This is a genomic window from Corynebacterium occultum (assembly GCF_009734425.1).
Classification (GTDB): domain Bacteria; phylum Actinomycetota; class Actinomycetes; order Mycobacteriales; family Mycobacteriaceae; genus Corynebacterium; species Corynebacterium occultum.
This window is the reverse complement of record NZ_CP046455.1, coordinates 2011584-2025782: the sequence shown is the minus strand read 5'-3', so window position 1 is coordinate 2025782 and position 14199 is coordinate 2011584. Positions and strand designations below refer to the sequence as shown.

Below are 14199 nucleotides of genomic sequence, written 5' to 3'. Positions count from 1 at the left end.
TTCCCCGACATCAGATCAGCATTCGGACAGGGCCCTATACGCACCCCGTTGCCAGGTGACTGGCTGAGAGCAAGCGGGGCCAGTAAGTAACGAAGGGGGTGGCCCACATGACCGAGGCACGCAGTTTCGACCTCAAGGAAAATCACGGGCATGTCCCGGTTCTCAGAGACCGGATGGCCGATTTGATTGCACCCAAGGTGCGGGAGCTCGGCGAAAAGGCGGTGATCCTGGACGGCACCCTCGGTGCCGGCGGACATACCGAGCATTTTCTCCGAACCTTCCCCGAAGCCCGGGTGATCGGGGTTGACCGCGACCCACAGGCCTTGGCTGATGCCCGGGACAGACTGGCACCCTTCGGTGAACGCTTCGCTTGGGTACAGACCCGTTTCGACGGTTTTGCCGACGCCATCGCCAGCTCCCGGGGTGAGGTCTTCGACCTCTACAACGAGGTCGGCATCGCCGGTGCCCTCTTCGATCTGGGGGTCTCCTCGATGCAGCTGGATCAGCTGAACCGTGGTTTCGCCTATCGCGCTGATGCCCCGCTGGACATGCGCATGGATCCCACGCACGGCATTACCGCCGCAGATGTGCTCAACACCTACTCCCATGGGGAACTGGCACATATTCTCAAGGCTTACGGCGATGAGCGTTTCTCAGGCAAGATCGCTTCAGCGGTGTTACGCGAACGGGAGAAGGAACCCTTCACCACCTCAGCCCGTCTGGTGGAGTTGCTCTACGCCACCATCCCGGCCGCCACCCGGCGTAGCGGAGGACACCCCGCCAAGCGTACTTTTCAGGCGCTGCGCATTGAGGTGAACGCGGAACTGGATTCCCTGGCTGCGGTCATCCCCACTGTGGTGGAGGCACTGACCCAGGGTGGGCGTGCGGTATTCATGTCCTACCAGTCCCTGGAGGACCGGATCGTCAAGAAGCAGTTCCAGGATCTGACCGCCTCCAAGACCCCGCCCGGCCTCCCCATGGATCTGCCGGGCACGGCGCCCCGCTTCCGGGTGATCACCCGGGGTGCGGAGAAGGCCACTGAGGCCGAGATCGAAGAGAACCCGCGGGCCGCCCCGGTGCGAGTTCGTGCCATTGAGAAGATCGCCGCCGACGCTGGAGGAAACCTATGAGTACCACCGCGCGAGACACGGAGCGCAGTACCCCTGAACGTCGTCCACGTTCCGGGGGTGCCAGCCGCGACTACAGCCGGGGCGGAACCACCGTTCTGGATCGCGGCAGCGTCGAAAGGGAGCGTCGTCACGCGCATCTGAGCCATCGCACGAGCAGCCCGAACCGTTCCCTCCGCCCCCAGCGCGAAGAACCGCAGCATCTCTACGACACCCCGGTGCGTAAGAAGCCGCTGCAACGCAAGCTCGGTTCCGGACAGGTCGTCTCGGTCCGTGGCCGACGCACCGGTAACGCCAAGCAGACCACCAAACTGGCTCGTCTGATCCTGGTGGTCACCGTCCTGTTGATCGGTGGCATCGCCATCGCCATGGGACTTTCGGCGCATTCCACCGAGCAGACCTTCCGGATGCAGCAGCTGGTCTCCCAGGAAGCTCAGCTGGGCAACCAGCTCGAGACCCTCAACCGCGATTTGGAGAACGCCAGCGCCGCCGCCGAGATTGCCCGTAAGTCCGCTGAGATGGGGATGGCTATTCCCAATCAGCCGGGCATCCTCACGGTCTCCGGCAACGGTGAAATCATCGAGCAGCGTTCCGCAGATGGCAGCACCCGCCCGATCATCGACGTCAACGGGGAACAGGTCAGGCCCAGTCCGGCATCCAGTAACCCGGAGGAAACCGACGAGCTCAGCGACAACCTGGCGGCGATCCCGGAGGGGGAGTCCGCTCGACCGGCACCGCAGGCCCCGGCCGCGGAACTTCCGGCAGTGGCCCCCTATCAGCCCAATATCCCCGCCCCTGCCCCGGCCCCGGCTGCGCCCCAGGCAGAAGCCCCGGCAGGGGTTGCCCCCCAAGCAGAACAGGCAGGTGAATCCGCTCAGTGACACCTCCCAATGGTGGCGGTCAACACGCGGGACGAGGTGAATCCTCGTCCCGCGGTTCGGCGTATCCAGGCCGTCCCCGAACGGACAGCCGACGTCAGAACCGGGTGGAATCGCTTGGCAAGAAGAACCCGGGGCCGCAACCCGGGGTAAGTTTCCGACCCGCTCCCACCCAGGTGCAGAAGGCGAAGATGAGCCAGCGACTGCGCTTGGCCACCCTCGTGGTCGTCCTGATCGTCTGTGCCCTGGTCGTTCGGCTGGCCTGGGTGCAGATCGTCTGGGGCCCGGAACTGTCCGTGCTGGCCGAGCAGCAGCGTACCCGGGTCTACAATGACCCCGCCCGCCGTGGCGAGATCACCGACCATGAGGGCAATCAGCTGGCGTTCACCATGCAGGCACGCTCCCTGACCGTCTCACCGATCCTGCTGCGCAGCGAACTGCGCCAGCAACAGAAACTCGCGATGGATGTTGAGGGCACCTCCACCGGACTGAGTTCGGAGGCACTCGACGCGGAACTCGATGAAAAGGTCGAGGGCGTGATGGAGCGGATGTCCACTGAGATTCCGCGGATGATCAAAGACTCCGGTGCGGAGTCCAGCAAGGTCGATGAGAAGGAGATCCTGGAGAAGCTGCACGCCGACACCCACTATGAGGTGCTGGTGCGCAATGTGGATCCGGATGTGGCCGCTGATATCGCCCGGGAGTTCCACGGGGTGGCCGCCGACCACCAGGACATCCGTCAGTACCCCAATGGTGCGATCGCCCAGAACATCATCGGCAAGGTCTCGATGGACGGTCAGGGCCAGTTCGGTTTCGAGGCCTCCGGGGATCCGCTGCTCTCCGGGGTCAACGGCCGTTCCACGGAGGATGTCTCCGCGACCGGTCAGGTAATCCCGGGCAGCCTGCGTGATCAGGTGCCCGCCATGGACGGCAATGACGTCACCTTGACCCTGGATCTGGATCTACAGACCTATGTTCAGCAGCAGCTGGAGCAGACCAAGGCGGAGGTGTTGGCGCAGTCCGCTTCCGCGGTGGTGCTCGATGTCGCCACCGGTGAGGTGCTGGCCATGGCCAACACCGACACCATCGACCCCAACGGCAACCTGGAGAAGCAGCTGGAGGAGGGCAAGGAATTCGGTAACCCCTCGATCTCCCACCCCTTCGAACCTGGTTCGGTGGCTAAGATCATCACCGCAGCCGCCGCCCTGGAGGAGGGGTTGACCACCCCGGATGAGGTGCTGCAGGTGCCGGGCAGCATCCACATGGCCGGCGTGGACGTCAAGGACGCCTGGGATCATGGGGTGGTTCCCTACACCACCACTGGTGTCTTCGGTAAGTCCTCCAACGTGGGCACGCTGATGCTGGCGGATCGTCTCGGGGAAGAAAAGTTCGCCGAGTACCTGGAGAAGTTCGGCATGGGGCAGTCCACCGGTATTGAACTGCCCAATGAATCCGCCGGCCTCCTGCCCTCCCTGGAACAGTGGTCGGGCGGCACCTTCGCCAACCTGCCCATCGGGCAGGGTCTGTCGGTGACCACCCTGCAGATGGCCAGCATCTACCAGGCGCTGGCCAATGGTGGTGAGCGCATTGAACCGCGCATCATCGACCAGGTCACCACTCCCGAGGGAGAGGTCCTGGAGCAGAACGAGCCGGAGCGGGTCCAGGTGGTCAGCCCGGAGATCGCGAAGACCACCGTGGACATGTTCCGCTCGGTGGTCCAGTCTGATCCCGCCGGAGTACAGTCCGGCACCGGCCAGGAAGCCGCGGTCGAGGGGTATCAGATCGCCGGCAAGACCGGTACCGCCCAGCAGGTGGATCCGGAGACCGGGGCATACTCGATGAGCGACTACTGGATCACCTTCGCCGGCATCGCCCCAGCGGATGATCCCCGTTTCGTGGTGGCCATCATGATGGATGACCCGGAGCGCACCGGAACAGCGGCCCCGCTCTTCCACAACATCGCATCCTGGCTGCTGGACCGCGACAATATCCCTACTTCATCGCCCATGGAGGGGCAGTTGATCCTTCAGGCGGGACAATAAGACCTCATGCACCGCCTCAGTCACCCACGCTGAGTGCCGAGCTACCCTCCCCGGACCACCTGCGTCCCTGAACTCAAGAATCCATTCCAAGGAGCAAGATCATGGCAACCACCCTCGCAGAGCTTTTTGAGCTCCTTCCCGCGGCTTCGAGTCGCCTGCTCAACTGTGATGACCCGACAGCGGTGCAGATCACCGAGATTGGGTTGGACTCATCGGTGCTTCCCCAGGGGGCGATTTTTGCTGCGGTACCAGGCACCCGAACCCACGGTGCCAGCTTCGCCATGACCACCGGTGCAGCCGCCATCCTCACCGATGCGGCTGGCCTGGAGATTCTGCAGACAGCCGGAGAGGACCGTCCGGTGCTGGTCGTCGAGGATGTCCGCGAGGTTTTGGGCCGGGTCAGCGCCGAGGTCTACGGCAATCCCTCCCGGGAACTGATCCTGATCGGGGTGACCGGCACCTCCGGAAAGACCACCACCAGCTACCTCATGGAGGCCGGTCTGATGGCCGCCGGACATGAGGTCGGGTTGATCGGCACCACCGGCACCCGGATCGCCGGGAAGAAGGTCCGCACCAAGCTGACCACCCCGGAGGCACCGACCCTGCAGGCGCTTTTCCGTCGCATGGTGGAAGCCGGGGTCAGTCACGTGGTCATGGAGGTTTCCAGCCACGCCCTGAGCCTGGGCCGGGTCAGCGGTTCTGATTTCGATGTTGCCGCCTTCACCAACCTCTCCCAGGATCACCTGGATTTCCACCCCACGATGGAGGACTACTTCGAGGCCAAGGCGCTGTTCTTCCGGGCGGACTCCCCGGTGGCGGCCCACCGGACCGTGATCTGTGTCGATGACCAGTGGGGTGAGCGGATGGCGCAGCTGGCGGTGGCCCCGTTGACGGTGGCCACCCGGGGCCGGCCTGCCGACATCTCCGCGGCTGCACCTGAGATCGCGCCGAGCGGTGCCCAGAACTTTCAGGCCACGTTGCCGAGCGGGAAGGAAATCCAGGTTTCCCTGCCACTGCCGGGGGAGTTCAACGTCGCCAACGCCACCCTCGCCCTGGGGGCCGCGATTGCCGCCGGGGTGGATGCCGAGGACTTCATCCGGGGCCTCCGCAATGTTGCGGTCCCCGGCCGCATGGAACGTATCGACGAAGGCCAGGACTTCATCGCCGTCGTGGACTACGCCCATAAGCCTGCGGCGGTGGCGGCTGTGCTCGACACCCTCCGTGGCCAGGTGAAGGGACGGGTTGGGGTGGTGGTCGGTGCCGGCGGCAACCGTGACTCCTCCAAGCGTCCCATCATGGGTGCGGAGTCCGCCCGCCGGGCTGACCTGGTCATCATCACCGATGACAACCCCCGGGATGAGGAGCCCGCCCCGATCCGGGCGGCCGTGGTCAGTGGGGCGCAGGAAGCCGCCGGGGAAGTGGCTGATCCCCCGGAGATCAGGGAGATTGCTGACCGGGCCCGGGCCATCGATGAGCTCATCAGCTGGGCCCGCCCCGGGGATGCCGTCATCGTCGCAGGTAAGGGGCATGAGGTTGGTCAGCTGATCAAGGGTGTGAACCACCACTTCGATGACCGTGAGGAGGTCCGCCGCGCACTCGGCGAGATCCTCGGAGACCGGAACACCTCAGACACAAAGGAGCAGGCATGATCCCCATGACACTGGCCAAGATCGCCGAGATCGTCGGCGGCGAACTCCACGATGTCCCGAACCCTGAGGTTCAGGTCCACGGGAGCGTGGAGTTCGATTCCCGCAAGGTCCGCTCCGGCGGGCTCTTCATCGCGCTGGCCGGAGCCCGCGTCGACGGGCATGACTTCGCCGAAAAGGCGATCGCCGATGGTGCGGTGGCGGTTCTTGCCGCCCGACCGGTGGGGGTTCCCGCGGTCGTCGTCAAGCCCACCGGGAAGCCCAGCGGCAATGCCGAGGTATTCACCCACGATGAGGACGGTTCCGCCGCGGCGGTACTGCAGGCCCTGGCAGCGCTGGCGCAGGCGGTGAGCACCCGGCTGGTGAAGGAAGGCAACCTCAACATCGTCGGCATCACCGGTTCCGCCGGAAAAACCTCCACCAAGGACTTCATTGCCACCGTCCTCGAGCAGCAGGGCCCGACCGTCGCCCCGCCAGGTTCCTTCAACAATGAGATCGGCCACCCCTATACCGTGCTGCGCTGTGAAAACAGCACCCGCAACCTGGTGTCCGAACTTTCCGCCCGCGGCATCGGGCATATCGCCCATCTGGCCAAGATCGCCCCACCCCGGATCGGTGTGGTGCTCAACGTGGGCACTGCCCACCTGGGGGAGTTCGGTTCCCGGGAGAACATCGCCCAGGCCAAGGGCGAACTGGTGGAGGCCCTGCCCAGCGCCGCCGAGGGTGGGGTGGCCGTCCTCAACGCTGATGACCCCCTGGTCGCCGGAATGGCCCCACGCACCTCGGCGGGGGTGTTGCGCTACTCAGCCACCACCCCGCCCGCTCCCGGGGCCGACATCTACGCCACCGCCATCCGCCTCGATGACATCGCCCGCGCCTCCTTCACCGTGCACGCCCCGGACAGTGAGCCGGTGGCGGTGAAACTGCGGGTCTTCGGCGAGCACCAGGTCTCCAACGCCCTGGCCGCCGTCGCTGTCGGCCTGGCCTCTGGGCTGGCACTGCCGGAGATCACGGCTGCCCTGCAACGCCACACCAATGCCTCGGCGCACCGCATGGACGTGAACACCCGGCCGGATGGGGTGACCGTGATCAATGACGCCTACAACGCCAACCCGGACTCCATGCGCGCCGGTATCGCCGCCCTGGCCTACACCACCAGTGCCCGGCCTGAGGCCCGCAGCTTCGCGGTTCTCGGGGAGATGGGGGAGCTGGGGGAGGACTCCGTCAGCGCCCACCGCGAACTGGGCCGGGTGCTGGCCAAGTACCACGTGCAGAACCTCATTGCAGTGGGTTCCACCCCGGCCTGCCGGGCCATGGCCACTGTCGCGGCGGAACAGGGTATAAATACGGAGATCGTGTCGGATGCCGGGCACGCCGTCGACCTCCTGCGGACCCAGCTTTCCCGGGATGATGTCGTGCTGGTCAAGGCCTCGAACTCGCAGGGACTGTGGCGGGTGGCGGAGGAGCTCCTGGCCACCGGCCCAGCTTGAACCCTCACCCCTGATCCACCCTCAGTCCGTATCACTAATTGAAGGATGTCCTCTTGACCCAGATCATCATCGCGGGAGTCGTCAGCTTCCTGGTCGCGATCTTCACCACCCCGGTGTTGATCCGCTATTTCAGCTTGGCCGGTAAGGGCCAGGAGATCCGCGAGGAAGGACCGAAGTCCCACCTGCGCAAGCGTGGTACCCCGACCATGGGCGGTATCGCCATCCTGGTCGGCATCGTCGTCGGCTATGTGGTCACCGGTATCTACGGCCAGGTCACCGGGACCGGTGGTTTCACCGTTTCCGGCCTGCTGGTGCTCGGCCTGACGCTGGGCATGGGCCTGCTCGGCTTCGCGGATGACTTCATCAAGCTCTTCCGGGAGCGCAACCTTGGGTTGAACAAGACCGCCAAGCTGGTCGGCCAGCTGGTCCTGGCGCTGGCTTTCGGCCTGTTGATCCTGCAGTTCCCCGATGAGGAGGGATTGACCCCGGGTAGCACCCACCTCTCCTTCATCCGTGACATCGAGACCATCGATCTGGCCATCGGTGGCGGCATCATCGGCATCATCATCTTCCTGATCTTCATGTACATCCTGGTCAGCGCCTGGTCCAATGCGGTCAACCTGACCGATGGCCTGGATGGTCTGGCTGCCGGTGCCACCGCCATGGTGATGGGCACCTATACGGTGATCGCCTTCTGGCAGTTCCGTAACTCCTGCTCCGTTGAGGTGGAGCCGGGCTGCTACTCGGTGCGTGACCCCCTGGACCTGGCGGTGCTTTCCGCAGCCGGCCTCGGCGCGGTGCTCGGCTTCCTGTGGTGGAATGCCGCCCCGGCCAAGATCTTCATGGGTGACACCGGTTCCCTGGCACTGGGTGGTCTGGTCGCCGGTATCTCGGTGACCACCCACACCGAGCTGCTGATGATCATCATTGGTGCGCTCTTCGTCATGGAGGCCGCTTCCGTGGTCATCCAGGTCGCCTCCTTCAAGTCCACCGGCAAGCGGGTCTTCCGCATGGCGCCCTTCCACCACCACTTTGAAAATGGTGGGTGGGCGGAAACCACAGTTGTCGTGCGTTTCTGGCTGATCGCCGCCATGGCAGCCCTGCTGGGTTCCGCGATCTTCTACGGGGAGTGGCTCTCCCTGGCAGGGCTGTTCACCCCTTAAACCCATTCTGATGACGGGGGGCGCTCCGCCATCGTGGGGGGGGGAGCATCCCCCTTCGTCCTTTCCCGGTCCTGCCGGGAAATGGGCAACGCCGGAGGGCAAGGGGGGTGTCGTGAAGCGGGCCTGTTTTTACCTAGACTCTCCACCAGCGACTTTCCATGAACACTCAATACCGAGAAGGAACTCCAAGATATGAGCCCCCATCCGATTCTGCCGCCGGAACTCAACGCCCGGGTCCTGGTTGCCGGGGCGGGAGTCTCCGGAACCGGCTGCGCCGTCCTGTTGGCCGACCTCGGCGTGGACCTTGATGTCGCCGATGACAATGCCGACTCCCTGGCGAAGATGAGCTCCACCACCCAGGGGCGGGCCGGGGCCATCAGTGTGGCCACAGCCCGGGAGAATCTGGGGGAGTACTCCCTGGTTGTCACCTCACCGGGGTGGCGTCCAGACTCCCCGTTGCTTCTCGACGCCGCGGCCGCCGGCCTGGAGGTCATCGGTGACGTGGAGCTGGCCTACCGCCTTGACCGGGCGGGGGTCTTCGGTGACCCACGCACCTGGCTGGTGGTCACCGGCACCAACGGCAAAACCACCACCACCGCCATGCTGGAGGCCATGATGTCACAGGGTTCCCGGCGGGCCCTGGCGGTCGGCAATATCGGGGTTGCGGTGGCGGATGCCCTGATCGATCCGGAGCGGGTGGAAATCCTGGTGGCTGAGCTCTCCAGCTTCCAGTTGCACTGGTCCAGCCAACTGATCCCGGATGCCGGGCTGCTGCTCAACCTGGCCGAGGACCACCTTGACTGGCACGGTGATTTTCTGGAGTACGCCCGGGCCAAGGCCAAGGTGCTCCAGGGGGAGGTGGCGGTGATCGGGGCAGATGATCCCCGCGTGGTGGAGATCGCCGCCGAGGTGATCCCCGTTGATTCCAGGAAACACCCCATCGGTTTCACTCTCGCTGAACCCGCCCCCGGGCAGTTCGGGGTCCGCGACGGCCAGCTGATCGACAACAGCACCGGGGAGAACCTCCGGCTGGCCCCGGTCGAGGGCATCGAGCCGCCCGGTCCGGCAGGGGTACTGGATGCGTTGGGGGCTGCGGCGATCGCGCGTTCCCAGGGGATCACCCCGGCGCAGATCGCGGCGGCACTGAAGAGCTTCCGGGTCGCCGGCCACCGTGGCCAGGTGGTGCACCAGGCACGTGGGGTGCGCTTCATCGACAATTCCAAGGCCACGAACCCGCATGCCGCGGACAGTGCCCTGGCGGGACTGGATTCGGTGATCTGGGTGGCCGGGGGTCAGCTCAAGGGGGCGGAGATCGATGATCTGATCCGTACCCACGCCCACCGTCTGCGCGCCGCCCTGCTGCTGGGTGTCGATGCCCCTCTGATCGAGGAGGCACTTGCCCGGCTGGCTCCTGAGGTGGAGGTGCGGTGCAGCCGGGAGCAGGATGCCGGGATCGCCATCCACGAGGTGGTGGGATGGGCTGTGGAACTCGCCCAACCGGGAGACACCGTGGTGCTGGCGCCGGCGGCAGCGTCCCTGGACATGTTCAGTGGCATGGCTCAGCGCGGCGACCTCTTCAGTGCCGCCGCCCATGAGATCATGACGGAAACCGTTCCCACCGGGCAGAGCGAATAGGTAGGGGAGAGGATATGAGCACCAGGACACCACAACCACCGCAGACCGGCCGTGCGGAACCCAACCCGGTTCCGGCCCCGGTTCGCCGCCCCGGCCTGCTGGAACGCTTCGGGGGCATCATCAGGTCGCTGACCCGCAGCCGTAACAGCCACCCCAATCTGGATTACCTGATGATCCGCCTGGTGGTCTTCGCCTTGGCCGCCATCGGGCTGATCATGGTCTTCTCATCCTCCATGACCTGGTCCATCGCCGAGGGCAGCACCGCCTGGGGGACCGCCTCCCGCCAGGCGGTCATGGTTTTTCTGGGCTTCGTGGCCTTCTGGTTCTCCCTGAAGCTGCGTCCCGGGCTGATCCGGCGGGTCTCTCCCTGGTTGATGCTGATCACCCTGCTGATGCTGGTGGCGGTGCTCATCCCCGGTATCGGTACCGGCCGTGAGGAAGTGGGCTCCCAGTCCTGGTTGATGCTGGGCCCGATTCAGCTGCAGCCTTCGGAGATCGCGAAGGTGACCATCGCCATCTGGGGTGCCGCCTACCTGGCTGACCACACCCACCGGGGTGGCGGTTGGCGCAACCCCTTCCTCATCTTCTCCGGGGTGGCCGGACTCTTCGGGCTGTTGATCTTCCTGCAGGGAGACCTCGGTATGGCCGTGACCTTCGCCATCACCGTGGTGATGCTGCTGATCTTCGCCGGGGTGCGGATGCAGTGGGTGATCGGTACCCTGATCGCCGGTGCCCTGGCCATGAGCGCGGTGCTGATGGGCGGCGGTTTCCGTTCCGCCCGCTTCGAGGTCTTCTTCAACTCCTTGTTCGGAAATTTCGAGGACACCCAGGGCCAGGCTTTCCAGTCCTACCAGGGCTTCCTCTCCCTGGCGGACGGTTCCCTGCTGGGAGTGGGGCCGGGTCAGTCCCGGGCCAAGTGGTTCTACCTCCCGGAGGCCAAGAATGACTTCATCTTCGCCATCATCGGCGAGGAACTCGGACTCTGGGGCGGTGCCCTGGTCATCATGCTCTTCGGCGCCCTGGGTTACTTCGGTATCCAGACCGCGCTCAAGGCCCAGGATCAGTTCCAGTCCCTGATGGCGGCCACCCTGACCGCCGGTGTGGTCACCCAGGCCTTCATCAACATCGGTTATGTGGTGGGAATGCTGCCGGTGACCGGTATCCAGCTGCCGATGATTTCGGCAGGTGGTACTTCCGCGATCATCACCCTCGGTTCGATGGGACTGTTGGCCAGCTGTGCCCGCCATGAGCCGGAGGCGGTTTCGGCGATGCAGTCCTATGGTCGGCCCCTCTTCGACCGGCTGCTCTTTTTGGGGGAACCCCGCACCCATGATGCCAAGCGGGAGGCCCCCCGTCCGGCGGAGCGTCCGGCACGTTTCGGAGCCCCGGTCACCAGACGCCCGCAGCCCCCGGTGGGTGGTAGCGTCAAGTCGAGGAATTCCGCTCCGGCGGAACGGATCCGGACGGAACCCAGGGCCCGGCAGAACCCGCCGCCCCGGGCAGCCCGGCCAAACCGCCAGGCCCCACCGGTGCAGCAGCGTCGACCTGGCCCCGATGATGAGCGCTACCGTGGGCAGCGCGGAAGGAGAGACTGAGGATCGTGGTGGAACACCCTTACTCAATCGTGGTCGCCGGTGGTGGCACCGCCGGTCATATTGAACCGGCACTGGCGGTCGCGGAGGCGCTGCAGCAGCGTCATGGCGCCCGGGTCACTGCATTGGGTACCAAACGGGGACTGGAGGTGGATCTGGTCCCGGCCCGCGGTTTCGATCTGCGGTTGATCGACCCGGTCCCGGTTCCCCGCAAACCCAGCGTGGAGTTGCTGAAGCTACCCCTGAACCTGCGGAAGTCGGTTAATCAGGCCAAGGAGATTCTCCGAGATGTCAAGGCTGATGCCCTGATCGGATTCGGTGGTTATGTCTCTGCACCGGCCTACCTGGCCGCCCGCGCACTCAAGCTGCCCATCTATGTCCATGAGGCCAACGCCAAGGCCGGCCTGGCCAATAAGCTGGGCGTCCGGCTCGGTGGCACCGGCTTCAATGCGGTGGCCAACTCCGGTATGCCCGGCGAGGTGGTGGGCATCCCGATCCGTTCCGGGATCAGCGGGGACCGTGATGGTGAGGCCGCCCAGCGGGGGCGGAAGATCTGGAACCTGGACGCAGCACACAGCACCATCCTGATCACCGGGGGTTCCCAGGGCGCCCAGTCCCTGAACCGGGCGACCGAGGGGGCGGTGAAGGAGCTCTCTGAGTCTGGTTTCCAGGTGCTTCACGCCTATGGTCCGAAGAATGAGTCCCCGCAGTCTGCCGCTGAGCTGCCCGGCTATGTGGCGGTGCCCTATATCGGGGACATGGCTGCCGCTTATGGGGTGGCGGACCTGATCATCGCCCGTTCCGGGGCGATGAGCGTCGCCGAGATCACCGCAGCCGGGGTGCCCGCGATCTATGTGCCGCTGCCGCACGGTAATGGCGAGCAGGCCCTGAACGCCACCGCGGTGGTCGAATCGGGGGCGGCCCGCCTGATCGCCGACCAGGACTTCAACTCGGCGGAGATGATCCAGCAGATCAAGGATATTCTCGATGTGCCTGAGGTCTACAACGCCATGGTCGCCGCCGCCGCAGAAAGCGAGGCCGGCCAGGTGTCGGCCCTGTTGGCGGATCGTGTCGTGGGAGATCTCCGACGCTAGCTCCCCCTCCCTAGGGGGTTCGGCGGCTCGCTGACCCCCACCCTTGCTGAACAATCTTTCCGAAACCCACCTATCCAGGAGAAAATCCATCGTGAGCACCGCCGTTGATCTGTCCCGCGTCCACCTCATCGGCATCGGCGGCGCGGGTATGTCGGGTGTCGCCCGTATCCTGCTGGCCCGGGGTGCCACCGTCTCCGGTTCTGATGTCAAGGACTCCCGCCCGGTGATGGCGTTGCGTGCCATGGGGGCGGAGATCGCCGTCGGTCATGCCGCCGGGAACCTCCGCATCTCCGGAGAGCTGCCCACCGTGGTGGTCACCTCCTTCGCCGCCATCCCCACCGATAACCCCGAACTGGTTGAGGCCAGGGGACAGGGGATCCCGGTGATCCGTCGTTCCGATCTGCTGGCGGAACTGATGAGCGGCTACACCCAGGTGCTTTTCGCCGGGACCCACGGCAAGACCTCCACCACCTCCATGGCGGTGGCGGCGATGCAGTCCGCGGGGATGGATCCCAGCTTCTCCATCGGCGGCCAACTCAACCGTTCCGGTACCAATGCGCACCAGGGCACCGGGGAGGCTTTCGTCGCTGAGGCAGATGAGTCCGATGCCTCCCTGCTGCGCTATAACCCTGATATTGCGGTGGTCACCAATGTCGAACCTGATCACCTGGACTTCTTCGGTGATGCCCAGAGTTATTTCCAGGTGTTCGAGGACTTCGCGGACCGGATCAGCGACTCCGGCTACCTGGTCGTCTGCCTGGATGATGAGGCCGCCGCGAAGCTCGGGGAACGAGCGCTGCAGCGCGGGGTGCAGGTGCGGGGCTACGGCACCTCCGCAGCCGCGACGAAGCACCCCGACATCCCCTGCGGGGCAGAGGTGCGCGCCATCGAGGTGACCGCGGCAGGTTCCCGGGCCACCGTACTTATCGACGGCCGGGAGTTCCACCCGGTGCTGCAGACCCCGGGCACCCACATGGTGCTCAATGGTGCCGCCGCTCTGCTGGCCGGACATCTCGCCGGGGGAGACCTGGATCTTCTGGTTGCCGGCCTCAGTGACTTCTCGGGGGTGCGCCGCCGTTTCGAGTACCGCGGCACCATCGCCGGGGGAGAGTTCGCCGGCGTGCAGGTCTATGACGACTACGCCCACCACCCGACTGAGGTGGCCGCGGTTATCTCGGCTGCCCGCCAGCGGGTGGAGGCTGAGGGACAGGGCCGGGTGGTGGTGGTTTTCCAGCCGCACCTGTACTCCCGCACCATCGAGTTCGCCAATGAGTTCGCCGCCGAGCTCTCGGGTGCGGATGCCGTCATCCTGCTGGAGATCTACGGTGCCCGGGAGGAGCCGGTGGAAGGTGTCACCTCCCGGATCATCACCGAGAAGATCACCGCTGCCGAGGTGCGCTATGAGCCTGACTTCTCCGCCCTGGCGGGGGTGGTCCGGGAGATCGCCCAGCCGGGTGATCTGGTGCTGACCATGGGAGCTGGCACCGTCACCCTCCAGGCCGCGGAGATCCTCGAGGAACTGGCGAAGTAAC

General features: G+C 65.4%; 10 protein-coding genes. All 10 read left to right on the top strand.

What is annotated here, in order from left to right; all coding sequences use genetic code 11:
• Window positions 1-107: 107 nt before the first annotated feature.
• The 10 genes from rsmH (at window position 108) to murC (ending at window position 14198) form a co-directional block, all read left to right on the top strand.
• A complete protein-coding gene (gene rsmH, locus COCCU_RS09375) occupies window positions 108-1130 on the top strand; it encodes a 16S rRNA (cytosine(1402)-N(4))-methyltransferase RsmH (protein WP_156231256.1) in 1023 nt (340 codons plus the stop codon).
• On the top strand, window positions 1127-2008 hold the full coding sequence (locus COCCU_RS09370; RefSeq protein ID WP_156231255.1) for a hypothetical protein: 882 nt from the start codon (window positions 1127-1129) through the stop codon (window positions 2006-2008). The genes rsmH and COCCU_RS09370 overlap by 4 nt, the downstream gene beginning before the upstream one ends.
• A 188-nt stretch (window positions 2009-2196) precedes the next feature.
• The gene (locus tag COCCU_RS09365; protein ID WP_156231254.1) at window positions 2197-4047 is read left to right on the top strand and encodes a peptidoglycan D,D-transpeptidase FtsI family protein; all 1851 of its coding nucleotides are present in this window, start codon (window positions 2197-2199) and stop codon (window positions 4045-4047) included.
• A 101-nt stretch (window positions 4048-4148) separates the two neighbouring features.
• Window positions 4149-5696 carry a UDP-N-acetylmuramoyl-L-alanyl-D-glutamate--2,6-diaminopimelate ligase gene (locus COCCU_RS09360; protein ID WP_156231253.1) on the top strand — a complete coding sequence of 516 codons (1548 nt, stop codon included), beginning with the start codon at window positions 4149-4151 and terminating at the stop codon, window positions 5694-5696.
• On the top strand, window positions 5693-7183 hold the full coding sequence (locus COCCU_RS09355; RefSeq protein WP_156231252.1) for a UDP-N-acetylmuramoyl-tripeptide--D-alanyl-D-alanine ligase: 1491 nt from the start codon (window positions 5693-5695) through the stop codon (window positions 7181-7183). Before COCCU_RS09360 ends, COCCU_RS09355 begins: the two co-directional genes overlap by 4 nt.
• Window positions 7184-7236: 53 nt before the next feature.
• Window positions 7237-8346: a phospho-N-acetylmuramoyl-pentapeptide-transferase gene (gene mraY, locus COCCU_RS09350; RefSeq protein WP_156231251.1), complete on the top strand. Its 1110-nt coding sequence runs from the start codon at window positions 7237-7239 to the stop codon at window positions 8344-8346.
• A 192-nt stretch (window positions 8347-8538) separates the two neighbouring features.
• The gene (gene murD, locus COCCU_RS09345) at window positions 8539-9981 is read left to right on the top strand and encodes a UDP-N-acetylmuramoyl-L-alanine--D-glutamate ligase (RefSeq protein ID WP_156231250.1); all 1443 of its coding nucleotides are present in this window, start codon (window positions 8539-8541) and stop codon (window positions 9979-9981) included.
• Window positions 9982-9995: 14 nt separating this feature from the next.
• Window positions 9996-11576, top strand: coding sequence for an FtsW/RodA/SpoVE family cell cycle protein (locus COCCU_RS09340; protein WP_156231249.1), 1581 nt, complete (start codon window positions 9996-9998; stop codon window positions 11574-11576).
• 5 nt (window positions 11577-11581) lie between these two features.
• Window positions 11582-12667 carry an undecaprenyldiphospho-muramoylpentapeptide beta-N-acetylglucosaminyltransferase gene (gene murG / locus COCCU_RS09335; protein ID WP_156231248.1) on the top strand — a complete coding sequence of 362 codons (1086 nt, stop codon included), beginning with the start codon at window positions 11582-11584 and terminating at the stop codon, window positions 12665-12667.
• Between the two features lie 148 nt (window positions 12668-12815).
• A complete protein-coding gene (murC, locus tag COCCU_RS09330; RefSeq protein ID WP_231598936.1) occupies window positions 12816-14198 on the top strand; it encodes a UDP-N-acetylmuramate--L-alanine ligase in 1383 nt (460 codons plus the stop codon).
• The last annotated feature ends 1 nt before the right edge of the window (window position 14199 follow it).

Excerpts from the sequence above, each read along its gene's own strand:
- COCCU_RS09370 (WP_156231255.1), top strand. The coding sequence starts at position 1,127 with ATGAGTACCACCGCGCGAGACACGGAGCGCAGTACCCCTGAACGTCGT.
- COCCU_RS09355 (WP_156231252.1), top strand. The coding sequence starts at position 5,693 with ATGATCCCCATGACACTGGCCAAGATCGCCGAGATCGTCGGCGGCGAA.
- COCCU_RS09340 (WP_156231249.1), top strand. The coding sequence starts at position 9,996 with ATGAGCACCAGGACACCACAACCACCGCAGACCGGCCGTGCGGAACCC.
- rsmH (WP_156231256.1), top strand. The coding sequence starts at position 108 with ATGACCGAGGCACGCAGTTTCGACCTCAAGGAAAATCACGGGCATGTC.
- murC (WP_231598936.1), top strand. The coding sequence starts at position 12,816 with ATGTCGGGTGTCGCCCGTATCCTGCTGGCCCGGGGTGCCACCGTCTCC.
- COCCU_RS09360 (WP_156231253.1), top strand. The coding sequence starts at position 4,149 with ATGGCAACCACCCTCGCAGAGCTTTTTGAGCTCCTTCCCGCGGCTTCG.
- COCCU_RS09365 (WP_156231254.1), top strand. The coding sequence starts at position 2,197 with ATGAGCCAGCGACTGCGCTTGGCCACCCTCGTGGTCGTCCTGATCGTC.
- murD (WP_156231250.1), top strand. The coding sequence starts at position 8,539 with ATGAGCCCCCATCCGATTCTGCCGCCGGAACTCAACGCCCGGGTCCTG.